Below are 14,811 nucleotides of genomic sequence, written 5' to 3'. Positions count from 1 at the left end.
CATGTCGCCGGCCGTTTTGTTTGCGCAGACCTCATCCTGAGGGCCTACGGACTGTTTGCCTCATCCTGAGGAGCGGTCTCTTGACCGCGTCTCGAAGGATGGCCGCAAGCTCGGCGCGCAATATCTCATGGTTCGAGACGCGCGAAGACGCGCTCCTCACCATGAGGGGCAGCGTCTCTCAGAATCCTATCGGATCCAGCCCGTCGCCAGCGCACTGGCCCATTCGGGCCGTCCATTGTGCCGCGCCAGTCTGGCCATCGCATCGTGATCGTAGGGCACCTGGCGAAACGTCACCTGCCAGCCATCGCTGCCGCCGTCGAGAATGGCGTAACTCGCATCCGGCGTGCCGGTTTCCATGATGTGGGGAAACGGCGCCACGTCGCGATAGCCGGGGCAACCGACGCTACCGGGATTGACGATCGTCCTGCCGTCGCGAAGTTTTACCGCGCGCGGAATGTGGCTGTGGGCGCACAGGATCAGTGACTGTTCGATGCCCTTGGCCTTGTCCTCGATGCCCTCAATACTGGCCATGTGCATCACGCCGTCGGGCGTCACCGCTTCGAGCCAGTAGGTGTTATCGTCGGAGGGCGTTGCGTGACAGAGATAGACGCTGTCGCGATAGACCGTGGCGAACGGCAGCGCACGCAGCCAGTCGAGATGCTTTTCTTCCAGCTGGCCATGAGAAAAGCGGTCGGACGGATACATGTCCTCGGGCTTATGGTCGGTGAGATATCGGTCGTGATTGCCGCGCACACATGTGGCATCGAGGCCCATCATGATGTCCAGCGTGCGCCGCGCATCGAGCGGGCCGCTGGCCATGTCGCCGAGATTGACGATGTCGTCGATGCCCTGACCGCGGATATCGGCGAGCACGGCCTGCAGCGCCAGATAATTGCCGTGGACGTCGGCGATCGCAGCAAAGCGCATCGTTTCTCCCCGAGAGTCTATGTCGGCGGCGTGCCGTTTTCCGCCAGCACATGGCCGGCGAGATAGAGCGAACCGGTGATGAGGATACGCGGCGGCACTTCGTAGGCAAGCTTGGTCAGCGCATGCAGCGCCGCTGCGACGCTCGCAGCGGTCTCGATCCGCATGCCGAGATGGCGCGCGGCGTCGCTCAGCGCATCCAAGCCCATGGCGCCGTCGCGATCCGGGATCTTCACCGCGATGATATGCCGCGTTAACCCGGCGAAGTTGGCGAGAAAGCCGCCGGCGTCCTTGTTAGCCATCATGCCGACGATGACCACCAAAGGCCGCGACACCCGCTCCTCGAGATCCCCCAGCGCCGCGGCCACGATGCGGCCGCCGTCGGCATTGTGGCCGCCGTCGAGCCACAGCTCGGCATCGGCCGGCGCCATCTCCAGCAGCTTTCCGGATGTCAGACGCTGCATCCGCGCCGGCCACTCCGCGCGTGCTATGCCAGCCTCATAGGCAGTCGGGTCGATCCTGAAATTGTCCAACGCTCGCAAGGTCGCGATCGCCAGACCGGCGTTATAGAATTGATGCCGCCCGAACAGTTTTGGCGCGGCCAGGTCCATCAACCCGCGATCGTCCTGATAGACCAGCCGGCCGCGCTCAATGCTGACATGCCACTCCTGCCCCGCCGAATGCAGCGGCGCGTACATGCGGCGGGCCTGCTGCTCGATGATCGCGGTGGCCTCGGGCAGTTGCTCTGCCATGATCACCGGCACCCGGCGCTTGATGATCCCCGCCTTTTCGGCGGCGACCTTCATCAGCGTATCGCCGAGAAATTCGGTGTGATCGATGCTGATGGGCGTGATGACACAGGCGGCGGGCGTCTCGATCACGTTGGTCGCATCCAGCCGGCCACCGAGGCCGACCTCGAGCAGCACCACATCGGCCGGATGCTGCGCGAACAGCAACAACGCCGCCGCGGTCTCGATCTCGAACAAAGTGATCGGCGCGCCGGCATTCAGCCGTTCGCAATGCTGCAGCGTCGCCAGCAGCTCTTCGTCGCTGACCAGCACGCCGCCGCCAATCTGGCCGAGACGAATGCTCTCATTGATCCGCACCAGATGCGGCGAGGTGTAGACATGGACGCGCAGGCCGGCGGCCTCGAGGATCGCGCGCAGAAAAGCGATGGTCGAGCCCTTGCCGTTGGTGCCGGCGACATGGACGACCGGTGGCAGCTTTCGCTCGGGATGATCGAGCTGTGCCAGCAATCGCTGCATCCGACCCAGATCGAGATCGATGCGCTGCGGATGCAGCGTCGACAGCCGGGCCAGCAGGTCGTCGAGGGGCGTGGGGCGCCCGACGGCAGGAGTACTCACGCGTGGGGCGCAGCCGGCACGGCGTCCGGGCTGGCAGCGATCTCGGCCGGAATGGTGATGGGCTCCAGCGCCGGACGCGGCGGCGACACGGTTTCCACCGCCGGCGACTTGGTGAGGATACGGCACAGCCGCGCCAATGTCGGCTTCAGATCGTGGCGGTGCACCACCATATCGATCATGCCGTGATCCTTCAGATATTCAGCGCGCTGGAAACCTTCCGGCAGCTTTTCACGAATCGTCTGCTCGATCACGCGGGCGCCGGCAAAGCCGATCAGTGCGCCGGGCTCGGCGATCTGGACATCGCCCAGCATGGCGTAGGAGGCAGTGACGCCGCCAGTGGTCGGATTGGTCAGCACCACAATATAGGGCAGCCCAGCCTCGCGCAGCATCTGCACGCCGACGGTAGTACGCGGCAATTGCATCAGCGACAGGATGCCTTCCTGCATGCGCGCGCCGCCGGAGGCCGCGAACACGATGTAAGGCGATTTCTTTTCGACCGCGAGCTCGAAGCCGCGCACCAGCGCTTCGCCGGCGGCCATGCCGAGCGAGCCGCCCATGAAGTCGAAATCCTGCACCGCAACGACGACGCCGGCGCCTTCCAGCTTGCCGTAACCGACCTTGACGGCATCATGCAGGCTGGTCTTGGTGCGGGCGTCCTTGATACGATCGACGTACTTGCGTTCGTCACGGAATTTCAGCGGATCGGCGGTCACCTCGGGCAGCGCGACGTCGAACCAGGTCTCGTTGTCGAAGATCGACTTCAGCCGCGCGGTGGCGCTCATGCGCATATGATAGTTCGAGCCGGGGATGACGAACTGGTTCTGCTCGACGTCCTTGTAGAACACCAGCTGCCCGGTATCGGGGCACTTGATCCACAGATTCTCCGGGGTCTCGCGGCGCAGGATGCTGCGAATTTTCGGCCGGACGACGTTGGTTAACCAGTTCATCTCGATCTCCGCGTCGCGTGGGGCGTCGCACTCGTTATATGGCTGCCCGATCGGGGGCGAACAACCCGCTATTCGAGCCGTTCTATCGGCTGCAATTGTGGCTTATTCCGCGGCCTGCGTGGCGCTGTGAACACCCTGGGCCAGCGCCGACACCAAGTCGGCCACGGCACTCACGGTGGCCGCGGTGGCGCGGTCCTCGGAATCCAGCGTGGCGCGCAGCGCATCGATCAGCGCCGAGCCCACCACCGCGCCATCGGCATGCGCAGCGATATCGCGTGCCGCGTCCGGCGTGCGGATGCCGAAGCCGACGCAGACCGGCAGGCCGGTGTGACGCTTGATGCGCGCAACCGCGGCGCCGACATCCGCAGATTTGGCGCTGCCGCTGCCGGTGATACCGGTGATCGACACGTAATAGACGAAGCCCGAGGTATTTTCGAGCACCGCCGGCAGCCGCTTGTCGTCGGTGGTCGGCGTCGCCAGCCGGATGAAGTTCAAGCCGGCCTTCATCGCCGGCAGGCACAGTTCGGTATCTTCTTCCGGCGGCAGGTCGACGATGATCAGGCCATCGACGCCGGCGGCCTTTGCATCGACGAGGAACTTGTCGACGCCGTAGATATAGATCGGATTGTAGTAGCCCATCAGCACGATCGGCGTGGCGTTGTCGTCCTTGCGGAAGGTGGCAACCAGCGCCAGCGTCTTCTTCAGGGTGGTGCCGGCCTTCAGCGCGCGCAGGCCGGCGGCCTGGATCGCCGGGCCATCGGCCATCGGATCGGTGAACGGCATGCCGATCTCGATGATGTCGGCGCCGGCCTTCGGCAACGCCTTGACGATCTCCAGCGAGGTGGCGAGATCGGGATCGCCGGCCATCACGAACGTCACGAACGCCGCGCGGCCTTCGGTCTTCGGCTGGGCGAAGCGGGTGTCGATACGGGTGGTCATGACTGCTTCGCGCCCTTCAAAATTTCCGCCACCTGCGGAATGTCCTTGTCGCCGCGGCCGGAGAGATTGACCACCATCAGGTGATCTTTCGGCAGCTTCGGTGCGAGCGCCATCACCTTGGCGATAGCGTGCGCCGGCTCCAGCGCCGGGATGATGCCTTCGAGTTTCGACAGCAGCTGGAAGGCGGCAAGCGCTTCGTCGTCGGTGGCCGAGAGATAGGTGACGCGGCCGGTTTCGTGCAGCCAGGAATGCTCCGGGCCGATGCCGGGATAATCGAGGCCCGCCGAGATGGAGTGGCCTTCCTGGATCTGGCCGTCTTCATCCATCAGCAGATAGGTGCGGTTGCCATGCAGCACGCCGGGGCGGCCACCGGCGATCGACGCCGCATGCAACTGGGTCAGGCCGTGGCCGGCCGCTTCGACGCCGAAAATCTGCACGGTGGGATCGTCGAGGAAGGGATGAAACAGGCCCATCGCGTTGGAGCCGCCGCCGATGCAGGCGATCAGAGAATCCGGCAGCCGGCCTTCGACCTCCTGCATCTGCGCCTTGGTCTCGGTGCCGATGATCGACTGGAAATCGCGCACCATCATCGGATAGGGATGCGGGCCGGCGACGGTGCCGATGCAATAGAAGGTCTCGTGGACGTTGGTGACCCAGTCGCGCAGCGCCTCGTTCATGGCGTCCTTCAGCGTGCGCGCCCCGGCCTGCACCGGCACCACCTTGGCGCCGAGCATTTCCATGCGGATCACATTAGGCTGCTGCCGCTCGACGTCGACCGCGCCCATGAACACGATGCATTCGAGCCCGAAGCGGGCGCACAAAGTCGCCGTCGCCACGCCATGCTGGCCGGCGCCGGTCTCGGCGATGATGCGCTTCTTGCCCATGCGGCGCGCCACCATGATCTGGCCGAGCACGTTGTTGACCTTGTGCGAGCCGGTGTGATTCAGCTCCTCGCGCTTGAAATAGATTTTTGCGCCACCGAGGTGATTGGTCAGGCGCTCGGCGAAATACAGCGGGGAGGGACGGCCGACATAGTCCTTGAGATAGCCATTCATCTCAGCCTGGAAGGCCGGATCGGCCTTGGCATCCTCATAGGCCTGCTGCAAATCAAGGATCAGCGGCATCAGGGTTTCGGCGACAAAGCGGCCACCGAAAATGCCGAAATGACCGCGATCGTCAGGGCCGGAGCGAAACGAATTGGGCAATGCTGAATTCATGGGGTCATCAACTCTTCGCTGGCGCGCGCGGCGCGGATGAAGGCGCGGATCATGTCGGGATCCTTGATACCGGGCGCGCGCTCCACGCCGGAAGAAATGTCGACGCCGCCAGCGCCCGTCACCCGCACGGCTTCGGCGACGTTGCCGGCATCGAGGCCGCCGGACACCAGGAACGGCAGCTGCAGCTTGAGGCCCTCGAGCAGGTGCCAGTCGAACGCGGCACCGAGGCCGCCGGGGCGCGTCGCGTCCTTCGGCGGCTTGGCGTCGAACAGAATGCGGTCGCACACCGCGGCATAGCCGGGCAGCGACGCCAGATCGGCGGCGGTTTCCACCGCGATCGCCTTCATCACCGGCAGGCCGAACTTCTGCTTGATGTCACGGATGCGCGCCACGGTCTCCTTGCCGTGCAGTTGCAGAATCTGCGGCTGCAGTGCGTCGATGCTGTTGGCGAGCAGCGCATCGTCGGCATCGACGGACAGCGCGACCTTGACGGCCCGGCCCTTGGCCTGCTTGCCGAGCGCCCGTGCGGTATCGAGGTCGATATGCCGCGGCGACGGCGGAAAGAACACAAAGCCCACCATGTCGGCGCGGGCCGCCAGCGCCGCGTCGAGAGTCTCGCGCGTCGACAGGCCGCAGATTTTGACGATCAGGGACATGTTCAGGGGACGTCTGCTCAAATTCGGGATCAGGCTGCGCCGCAGCCGATCATGTGGCGCGACGGTGCGGGTTCTACAACGTCGCGTCGTGCTTGTCTCGCCCCGGGAGCCCGTAGGCCGCCCCCTGCGACAGCGGTGCCGGAAGACGCTGCTGCTCGTTGCGCGGCGCAGTTGCGGCACGGACCCGCCAGTCGGCCAGTTCCATCCGCGCCTGCCGGGCATCGGCTTCGTGCAGCCGTGCCGCGCGTCGCCAGTGGCGCTGCCCGAACCAGGTCGCCACGCCGCCGGCCATCACGCCGAGGATCGCCACGGCGATGATGGCGACGAACAGCGGCACGGTGAGGCCGATCGACGGATCGGTCGAATTGAAGGGATCGAAGGACACCGTCACCAGATGACGGTTGGCCACCGCGAACGCGATGAACAGCACACCGAGCGGGATCAGCACCAAAGCTGTGAAAAATTTACGCATCGGCCTCTCTCGCAATGGCGCGACGGATCAGCTTCACGCGCTCGCTTCGGGAGCCCCGGCGTCGCGATTCAGCCGCTCGCGCATTTCCTTGCCGGTCTTGAAGAACGGCACGCTCTTCTGGTCCACCGGCACATGGGCGCCGGTGCGCGGGTTGCGACCGGCGCGGGCCGGGCGATGCTTCACCGAAAAGGCGCCGAAGCCGCGCAGTTCCACCCGGTCGCCGCGCGCCAATGCCGCGACGATCTCGTCGAGGATCGCATTCACGATGTTCTCCACATCCCGCTGATACAGATGCGGGTTGTGCTCGGCGATACGCTGAACGAGTTCGGATTTGATCATCGAGACTGGGACCCTGAAGTGGGAGCAACCATTTCCGTGAAAATGCCTTGCGCTGTCAAGACGCTAAATGAAATCGGGGAGCCTCGAAAACAGGTGACAAACGGCTGAAAAAGATATTCCGACGCGCCCCGGCTGTGCAGCAAGGCAGCGCGAGGCGAACATCGGTTCAATTTGCAGTTGCCGGCCGCCAGAGCGCGAGCATGCCGTCGAGGCTGAGGTGCGCAACCGCCTGATCGAGGCCGCCCTGTTCGACCTGCCGCGCCACGGCGCCGAGACCGACCGCGTCCAGGGCAATGGAGGCCGCCGCGCGCAGGAACGTCAGGTCGCCGAATTTCGGCGCCAGCTTGAAATCACGCACCGGCAGGCCGCTCTTGACCTTCTTCTCGGAAACCAGCCATTCGACCGCGGTTTTTTCGTCGCCCAGCTGATCGATCAGCTTGAGATTGACGGCCTGCCGTCCGGTGAACACCCGCCCATCGGCGACCTTGTCGAGCAGCGCATCGTCCATGCCGCGCCGGGTCTGCACCAGGCCGCGAAACCAGGCGTAGGAATCCTTGACCAGCGATTCCAGCGCGGCGCGCGCTTCCGGGCTGGTGGGCTCGAAGCCGTTGGGCGCGGCCTTCAGCGGCGACGATTTCACTTCCTCGACTTTGACGCCGACGGTCTTCATCAGCTCGCCGAAATTCGGAAACTGGAACAGCACGCCGATCGAGCCGACCAGCGAGCTCTGCTGCGCCACGATATGGTCGGATGCGATGGCGGCGATATAGCCGCCGGACGCGGCGAGGCCCTCGACCACCACCACCATCGGCTTCTTCGCCTTCAGGCGCGTCAGCGCGTCGTAGAGCTGCTCGGAGCCGGCGGTGGTGCCGCCCGGCGAATTGATATGGACCACGACCGCCGCAGCGCCGGACTTCTCCAGCCGCTCCAGCGCCTCGATACGATCGTTGTCGCTGCGGATCAGGCCTTCGATATGGATCCTCGCGATCGAGCCGGAGGCTGTCAGCGCGGTGCCTGAGCGGTTGACGATGAGTCCGGCACCGACCACGGCGACGATCGCCACCAGCACCGCGCTGACGCGCCAGAACGTCAGCTTGCGCCGCATCCGGCGGCGGTCGACGATCACATCGGAATCAAGCGACATCTTGGATCTCCGGGAAGCATTCGCAGGCGGGCCCTTATGGTCCGCACAGCGTTGATTTGCGGTGTCTGGATTACATCAATTGCGACGCAATATGTAGAAAACAAGGTCAAAACAAAGGCCGCAACGAAAAGGGCCCCGGTTTGCACCGGGGCCCTGATGTTTGAAGCCGAGGCTTCGCTTACTTGTCGGTACGCTGCTTGAGCGCGGTGCCGAGAATGTCGCCAAGCGTCGCACCCGAGTTCGAAGACCCGTACTGCTCGATGGCTTCCTTCTCTTCCGCGACTTCCAGAGCCTTGATCGAGACCTGGACCTTGCGGGCCTTCTTGTCGAACTGGATCACCCGCGCATCGACCTTTTCGCCGACGGCGAAACGCTCTGCGCGCTGATCGGTGCGCTCACGCGCCAGTTCCGAACGCTTGATGAAGGTCGTGAAGTCGGTATCGACGATCTGCACGTCGATGCCGGATTCCTTGACTTCGAGCACGACGCAGGTGACGACGGCGCCCTTCTTGACGTCGCCCGGCTCGGCGAAGGGATCGCCTTCGAGCTGCTTGACGCCGAGCGAGATGCGCTCCTTCTCGACATCCACATCGAGGACGATGGCCTTGACCATGTCGCCCTTCTTGAAGTTGTCGATGACCTGCTCACCCGGCTGCTTCCAGTCGAGGTCGGAGAGATGGACCATGCCGTCCACTTCGCCGTCGAGGCCGAGGAACAGACCAAACTCGGTCTTGTTCTTGACTTCGCCTTCGACAGTGGCGCCGACCGGATACTTCTCGACGAACACTTCCCAAGGATTGCGCATGGTCTGCTTGAGACCGAGCGAAATGCGGCGCTTGACGGAATCGACTTCGAGAACCTGCACTTCGACTTCCTGCGAGGTCGAAACGATCTTGCCGGGGTGCATGTTCTTCTTGGTCCAGGACATTTCCGAGACGTGGATCAGGCCTTCGATGCCCGGCTCCAGTTCGACGAATGCGCCGTAGTCCGTGATGTTGGTGACGCGACCGGTGAAGCGCGCGTTCAGCGGGTACTTCGCCTCGATGCCCTGCCACGGATCGTCCAGCAACTGCTTCATGCCGAGCGAGATACGGTGGGTCTCGTGGTTGATCTTGATGATCTTGACCTTGACGGTCTGACCGATGGTCAGCACTTCGGTCGGGTGGTTGACGCGACGCCATGCGATGTCGGTGACATGCAGCAGGCCGTCGATGCCGCCGAGATCCACGAACGCACCGTAATCGGTGATGTTCTTGACGACGCCGTCAATAACCTGACCCTCTTCGAGGTTCTGGACCAGTTCCTGACGCTGCTCGGCGCGGGTTTCTTCCAGCACGGTGCGGCGCGACACGACGATGTTGCCGCGGCGGCGATCCATCTTGAGGATCTGGAACGGCTGCGAGTTGTTCATCAGCGGAGCGACGTCGCGGATCGGGCGGATATCAACCTGCGAGCGCGGCAGGAAGGCCACTGCGCCGTCCAGATCGACGGTGAAGCCACCCTTGACCTGATTGAAGATGACGCCGTGAACCTTCTCGTTGTTGTTGAAGGCCTTCTCGAGCTTGCCCCAGCTCTCTTCGCGACGCGCCTTGTCGCGCGACAGCACGGCTTCGCCGAGCGCATTTTCGATCCGGTCGAGAAACACTTCGACCTCGTCGCCAACCTTGAGTTCGTTTTCGCGGCCGGGCACGGCGAATTCACGCAGCGCCACGCGGCCTTCCGTCTTCAGGCCGACGTCAATGACGGCCATGTCCTTTTCGATCGCGACGACAATGCCCTTGATGACGGAGCTTTCCTGCAGGTTGCCACCTGCGAAGGACTCGTCGAGCATCGCGGCGAAATCGTCGCGTGAAGGATTGTAAGTATCGGTCGAAGCCATTTGTTCTCCAGGTGCGGGTATTGCCGGCAGTCGGGTGAATGGGCGCCTCAAACGCGTAGTGTCGGGGGTCCGCAACCCCTAACGACCGCCCTGCGGGAAATCACAGGAACGGGCCGGCAGCATGACTGCACGATTGAGACGTTGATCATCCGGTGCCAAGGCAGTCGGTCGAAACCGACGTTCAAGACCAGGAGCGGGCTTTCCTCCAATGACGGCAGCGGTTTCGTCTGACTTCGTCCAAATGAACTAGCTCAAACCCGCTGCCGGCCCGCTCGGACGGCCTCGACAATGTCGATGGCGGCCCGGACGCCGCCTTCTATATCCAAATTGGAGTTATCCAGCAAGTATGCATCTGCGGCGGGCTTCAACGGCGCCGTGGCGCGGTTCTGGTCGCGTGCGTCGCGCCGCAGGATATCCTCCAGAATGGCCGCCTCGTCGGCCGCCTCGCCGCGTGCTTTCGCTTCCAGGGTGCGGCGATGGGCCCGCACCGCCGGGTCGGCGACCACAAAAATCTTCACGTCGGCGTTCGGGCAGATCACGGTTCCGATGTCGCGGCCGTCCAGCACGGCACCCGGCGGATCCTCGGCGAAACGGCGCTGGAAGTTCAGCAGCACCTGGCGGACCTGCGGGATCGCCGAAACCACCGAGGCGGCGTCGGCCACCGACTGCGCCCGGAGCGCCGGATCGCCGAAATTCCCGGGGTCGAGCTCCAGAGCGGCCGAAACCGCCAGCATTTCGTCACGAAGGTCGGCGCCGGCGTCCAGCATCGCCTTGGCCACGGCGCGATAGATCACGCCGGTATCGAGATGACGGTAGCCGTAATGTCTGGCGAGCCGCTTGCCCAGCGTGCCTTTTCCGGAAGCGGCCGGTCCGTCGATGGCGATGATCATGTCAGGCAGAAACCTTAAACGGCGAGGGGGGAGCGGGCGCGGCGCAGCGGGCGCTCCTCGGTGAAGATGTTGCGCGAGGCGAATTCCGCCGGGCTGGCGAAGGTCAGATATTCGCGCATGGCGTCATCGGCGAAGGGCGAGACATGCCATGCCCGATCGAGATAACGGTCGCTTGCATAAGCCCACAGCGGAACATTTGGAAGCCGATGTTGATGGGCCAGATATTCGGCGACGGCCCCGAATAGCCCTTGCAGGCGCGGATCGCTTAGTGCGGCGGGCTCATCGTTCAGCATCGCCGCACGCTGCGGCCGGCGTTCCGGCCAGATAGAACGCATCGAGAAATTCGGGCAGGGCCTTTGCAAGCGGCTCGCCCGAGGCAATCCGCTCAGCCGCCTGTGCGAGGGTATTGGGGCGCATCGATCACCAAGCCTCCGGCAAAAAGCCTCTTTAGCACAAAGCGTTGCTTGTCGGCATCGGCGGCACTTTTCGGGAAAAACTCCGCCAGGATCTCGATGGCCTGTTCGATCTCGGTGATGCCGAGAACCCGCAGCAGGTGGGCCACATCGGACATGTCCTGCTCGCCTTTGGAAAAATCCGAAATACGGAGCGATTTCAACTTCATCGCCAGCATGTAGCGGGCGGTAGGAATCATAACGCACAGTCCGACGGCTTCACCGCCGCGGGGGAAGGTGCCAAACGCCAGAAGATCGCGCTCCGTCCGTTCCAGTGCGCTGAGGTGAAACGTCACCGCATCGTTGAACCAATTCTCTGACCAATCATTTTCGCGCGCGATGCGGGCGACGACGTCCGACAGCCACTCCGGCCACTCCCCGCCGATGTCGGCCGACGTCTTCGGTGGCGAACCGGAAATTGCTCGCCAGCATCAGCGCCGAGCCGCCATAGACCGCGATCTGCAGCCTGGTGCCGGCTGCGACGGCCGCGCGGCCGATCTGGTCGAACGAGTCCAGCAGGGCGTCACGGTCGAAGCCGGTGGCCATGATCTATGCGAACTCCGCGCCAAGCCCGCGCATCATCGGGATAAAGTCGGGAAAGCTCGTGGCGATGAAGGCGGTGTCGTCGATGGTCACCGGACGGTCTGCCGCCAGTCCCATCACCAGCGCCGACATGGCGATGCGGTGGTCCATATGGGTGGCGACCACCCCGCCGCCCGGCACATGGCCCCTACCCTCGACGATCAGGTCGTCGCCGGAGACCTCCACCTTGACGCCATTGCCCCGCAGCATCGCCGCTGTGGCCTCCAGCCGGTCGGATTCCTTGACCCGTAATTCCTTGAGGCCGCGCATGATGGTGGTGCCCTCGGCAAAGGCCGCGGCCACCGCCAGCACCAGATATTCGTCGATCATCGACGGCGCCCGCTCCGGCGGCACTTCGACCCCGCGCAAGGCGGAAGCGCGGATGCGGAACCGGGCCATCGGCTCGCCGGCATCGCCACGGACCTCGCTTTCCTCGATCGAGGCGCCCATTTCGCGCAAAGTGGTGAACAGTCCGGTGCGCAACGGATTGGTCATCACGTCGGTCAGCACGATGTCGGAGCCAGGCACGATCAATGCTGCGACGATCGGGAAGGCGGCGGACGACGGATCGGCCGGCACCACCACCTCTGCGCCGTGCAGCTCGGGCTGGCCGGTGAGCGCAATCCGGCGTCCGTGGGCACCGTCCTTTTCGGAGAGGATCTGCGCGCCAAAATGCTTCAGCATCAGCTCGGTATGGTCGCGGCTGGCCTCGGCCTCGATCACCGTGGTGATTCCCGGGGCCGACAGGCCGGCCAGCAGCACCGCCGACTTGATCTGCGCCGACGCCACCGGCGTGCGGTAGAGGATCGGCAGCGGGTCGCGCGCGCCCTGCAGGGTCAGCGGCAGGCGACCGCCCTCCTGGCTCGCAATCACCCGGGCGCCCATCAATTCCAGGGGATCGACGATGCGCCGCATCGGCCGGCTGCGCAGCGAGGCGTCGCCGTCAAAGGTCGCCTCGATCGGGCAGCCGGCGACGGCGCCCATCACCAGCCGGCAGCCGGTGCCGGAATTGCCGAAATCCAGCGGCGCCCGCGGCGCGGCGAAGCCGGCGACGCCGACACCGCGCACCGACCAGGCGAAATGTCCGGTGCGCTCCACCTGCGCACCGAGCGCCTGCATCGCCTTGGCGGTGTTGAGAACGTCCTCGCCCTCCAGCAGGCCGGAAATGCGGGTTTCGCCGACGGCCAGCGCGCCCAGAATCAAGGCACGGTGCGAGATCGACTTATCGCCGGGCACGCGCACGCGGCCCTCCAAAGCGGGGCTCTTACGCGCCGCGAGCGGGGTGGGCACAGTTGCGGGGCCGTCGGCGCGGGCGTCTGAATGGGTCAAGATTGTGTTCCTTTGCGCGGCAGGCTCGTACCATAAGGGCGGCACCGCGTCACGCCACGCGCAGAGCGCTATTGACAGCAGCGTGGCAACTAGCCAAGTGAAGCACCGTTTTTCAAAAAATTCCCTAGGATTCACACGTGGCCAAATCCGATCTCGGAACCAAGCGCATTTGCCCCACGACGGGCAAAAAATTCTACGACCTCGGCAAAACCCCGGTGATTTCACCGTATACGGGTGAGGTGGTGCCGATTGCGCCGATTCCGCCGCCGCGGACCCGCGCCGACGCTGCGTCGCGCGCCGCTGCGGCCTCCGCCGCTGCGTCCGCTGCCGAAGCGCCGGAAGTCGCCGATGCTGAAGAGGAATTGGTGCCGCTCGAGGAAGCCGACGCCGAAGAAAATACCGGCAAGAAGGCCGCGGTACTGGAATCCGAAGACGATATCGATGTAGACGAGACCATCGACGACGACGACGATGATTCGACCTTCATTGCCGACGAGGAAGAAGGCGACGAAGACGTCACCGACATCATTGGCGACGTTTCGGGTGACGAAGAGACTTGAGATCAACCCGGATCTGTGATCTGGGTTCGCCGCGCGGGACTTTCCAGAAGCCCGCGCCGGTTAAGGGGCCATAGCTCAGCTGGGAGAGCGCTTGCATGGCATGCAAGAGGTCGGCGGTTCGATCCCGCCTGGCTCCACCATCCTTCGCTCGCTTCGCGAGCTTCGGCTCGGCAAGCCACGCCAGACTATCGGGCGAAGCGAGCGAAGGATGTCACGCCGGAGCCCGAAGGGCGTAGGCGGACAGGAAATGTTCAGCTAAATTTTAGCGATCGCTCACAGTAAGCTCAGCCAACGTCAAGTCATGGATCCGCAAGGCCATGAAGTACGTCTACATTCTCGAAAGCCTTGGTTCTGAGCACTTCTACATCGGCATTGCCGATGATCTTCGCGCACGGCTGATGAAGCATAATGCAGGTGAAGTGCCTCACACGTCGAAATATCGCCCGTGGCGAATCAAGACCTATGTCGCGTTCAGCGACGAACGACAGGCTTTTGCCTTCGAGCAATATCTGAAGTCCGGATCCGGCCGCGCCTTCGCAAAGAAGCGCCTCTAACGCTCATGCCTCCAGCGCCGCCGTCAGCCTGTCCCGCAACGCCACCAGTTCATCCTTCATCGACACCAGTTCTTCGACTGAACAGGCCGAGGCCGCCAGCACGCCTTGCGGCACGCTCTTGGCCTTGTCGCGCAGCGCGTGGCCTTGCGGCGTCAGTGCGATCAACACCTGGCGCTCGTCGTCGACGCTGCGGGTACGGCGAATCAGTCCGGCGGTCTCGAGCCGCTTCAGCAGCGGCGTCAGCGTGCCCGAATCGAGGAACAGCCGCTGGCCGATGTCCTTGACCGGGACGTCATCGCGCTCCCACAGCACCAGCATCACCAGATATTGCGGATAGGTCAGCTCAAGCCGCTCGAGCAGCGGCTTGTAGAGGCGATTGAAGGCATGCGCGGTGGAATACACCGCGAAGCAGATCTGGTTGTCGAGCTTCAGCGGCGGATACGCCGCGGACTTCCTTGCCATCGCCATCTCCGGTCCCGATGCGTCGCAGCGCCAATCTGGGCCCTCGCCGCCTCACAATCAATTGACCACAATTAAATTGCGGCCCCGCTCTTTTATATTGC

General features: G+C 64.1%; 18 protein-coding genes and 1 tRNA gene. 3 read left to right on the top strand and 16 right to left on the bottom strand.

Going from position 1 to position 14,811, the window contains the following annotated elements; genetic code table 11:
* Positions 1–186 precede the first annotated feature (186 nt).
* The 15 genes from ACUXVA_RS06950 to aroA all read right to left on the bottom strand — a co-directional run bounded on the left by ACUXVA_RS06950 (position 187) and on the right by aroA (position 13,134).
* Positions 187–927, bottom strand: coding sequence for a metallophosphoesterase family protein (locus ACUXVA_RS06950; protein ID WP_265080959.1), 741 nt, complete (start codon positions 925–927; stop codon positions 187–189).
* A 17-nt stretch (positions 928–944) separates the two neighbouring features.
* Complete coding sequence (locus tag ACUXVA_RS06945; protein ID WP_265080960.1) at positions 945–2,288, bottom strand: bifunctional folylpolyglutamate synthase/dihydrofolate synthase; 1,344 nt, start codon at positions 2,286–2,288, stop codon at positions 945–947.
* Entirely contained in the window at positions 2,285–3,235 is a 951-nt protein-coding gene (gene accD, locus ACUXVA_RS06940) for an acetyl-CoA carboxylase, carboxyltransferase subunit beta (RefSeq protein ID WP_265080961.1), read from the bottom strand. The genes ACUXVA_RS06945 and accD overlap by 4 nt, the downstream gene beginning before the upstream one ends.
* A gap of 102 nt (positions 3,236–3,337) precedes the next feature.
* The gene (trpA, locus tag ACUXVA_RS06935; RefSeq protein WP_445491410.1) at positions 3,338–4,174 is read right to left on the bottom strand and encodes a tryptophan synthase subunit alpha; all 837 of its coding nucleotides are present in this window, start codon (positions 4,172–4,174) and stop codon (positions 3,338–3,340) included.
* On the bottom strand, positions 4,171–5,391 hold the full coding sequence (gene trpB / locus ACUXVA_RS06930) for a tryptophan synthase subunit beta (RefSeq protein WP_265080963.1): 1,221 nt from the start codon (positions 5,389–5,391) through the stop codon (positions 4,171–4,173). The genes trpA and trpB overlap by 4 nt, the downstream gene beginning before the upstream one ends.
* A complete protein-coding gene (locus tag ACUXVA_RS06925; RefSeq protein ID WP_445491408.1) occupies positions 5,388–6,047 on the bottom strand; it encodes a phosphoribosylanthranilate isomerase in 660 nt (219 codons plus the stop codon). The genes trpB and ACUXVA_RS06925 overlap by 4 nt, the downstream gene beginning before the upstream one ends.
* A 73-nt stretch (positions 6,048–6,120) precedes the next feature.
* Positions 6,121–6,519, bottom strand: a complete 399-nt coding sequence (locus ACUXVA_RS06920; RefSeq protein ID WP_265080964.1) for a LapA family protein — start codon at positions 6,517–6,519, stop codon at positions 6,121–6,123.
* A gap of 33 nt (positions 6,520–6,552) precedes the next feature.
* The gene (locus ACUXVA_RS06915) at positions 6,553–6,858 is read right to left on the bottom strand and encodes an integration host factor subunit beta (RefSeq protein ID WP_265080965.1); all 306 of its coding nucleotides are present in this window, start codon (positions 6,856–6,858) and stop codon (positions 6,553–6,555) included.
* Between the two features lie 166 nt (positions 6,859–7,024).
* On the bottom strand, positions 7,025–8,002 hold the full coding sequence (gene sppA, locus ACUXVA_RS06910; protein WP_265080966.1) for a signal peptide peptidase SppA: 978 nt from the start codon (positions 8,000–8,002) through the stop codon (positions 7,025–7,027).
* A 178-nt stretch (positions 8,003–8,180) separates the two neighbouring features.
* A complete protein-coding gene (rpsA, locus tag ACUXVA_RS06905; protein ID WP_265080967.1) occupies positions 8,181–9,881 on the bottom strand; it encodes a 30S ribosomal protein S1 in 1,701 nt (566 codons plus the stop codon).
* A 251-nt stretch (positions 9,882–10,132) separates the two neighbouring features.
* A complete protein-coding gene (gene cmk, locus ACUXVA_RS06900; RefSeq protein WP_265080968.1) occupies positions 10,133–10,771 on the bottom strand; it encodes a (d)CMP kinase in 639 nt (212 codons plus the stop codon).
* A gap of 14 nt (positions 10,772–10,785) precedes the next feature.
* Positions 10,786–11,106, bottom strand: coding sequence for a hypothetical protein (locus ACUXVA_RS06895; RefSeq protein WP_445491404.1), 321 nt, complete (start codon positions 11,104–11,106; stop codon positions 10,786–10,788).
* Between the two features lie 50 nt (positions 11,107–11,156).
* A complete protein-coding gene (locus tag ACUXVA_RS06890) occupies positions 11,157–11,519 on the bottom strand; it encodes a hypothetical protein (protein WP_445491402.1) in 363 nt (120 codons plus the stop codon).
* Between the two features lie 28 nt (positions 11,520–11,547).
* Entirely contained in the window at positions 11,548–11,769 is a 222-nt protein-coding gene (locus ACUXVA_RS06885; RefSeq protein WP_265080971.1) for a hypothetical protein, read from the bottom strand.
* Between the two features lie 3 nt (positions 11,770–11,772).
* Positions 11,773–13,134, bottom strand: coding sequence for a 3-phosphoshikimate 1-carboxyvinyltransferase (gene aroA, locus ACUXVA_RS06880; RefSeq protein ID WP_413776418.1), 1,362 nt, complete (start codon positions 13,132–13,134; stop codon positions 11,773–11,775).
* A gap of 137 nt (positions 13,135–13,271) precedes the next feature.
* On the opposite strand from aroA, the gene ACUXVA_RS06875 reads away from it, so the two are divergent.
* The 3 genes from ACUXVA_RS06875 to ACUXVA_RS06865 all read left to right on the top strand — a co-directional run bounded on the left by ACUXVA_RS06875 (position 13,272) and on the right by ACUXVA_RS06865 (position 14,248).
* Positions 13,272–13,694 carry a TIGR02300 family protein gene (locus ACUXVA_RS06875; protein WP_265080972.1) on the top strand — a complete coding sequence of 141 codons (423 nt, stop codon included), beginning with the start codon at positions 13,272–13,274 and terminating at the stop codon, positions 13,692–13,694.
* Positions 13,695–13,758: 64 nt separating this feature from the next.
* A tRNA-Ala gene (locus ACUXVA_RS06870) sits at positions 13,759–13,834 on the top strand.
* Between the two features lie 177 nt (positions 13,835–14,011).
* Positions 14,012–14,248: a GIY-YIG nuclease family protein gene (locus ACUXVA_RS06865; RefSeq protein WP_445491399.1), complete on the top strand. Its 237-nt coding sequence runs from the start codon at positions 14,012–14,014 to the stop codon at positions 14,246–14,248.
* A 3-nt stretch (positions 14,249–14,251) separates the two neighbouring features.
* Here the strand turns inward: ACUXVA_RS06865 and ACUXVA_RS06860 are convergent, their stop codons facing one another.
* Positions 14,252–14,710: a MarR family winged helix-turn-helix transcriptional regulator gene (locus ACUXVA_RS06860; protein ID WP_265080974.1), complete on the bottom strand. Its 459-nt coding sequence runs from the start codon at positions 14,708–14,710 to the stop codon at positions 14,252–14,254.
* Positions 14,711–14,811 lie beyond the last annotated feature (101 nt).

The organism is Rhodopseudomonas sp. RCAM05734 (genome assembly GCF_052658035.1).
Note: the sequence above shows the minus strand (reverse complement) of the source record. Positions and strands in the feature narration are given on the sequence as shown.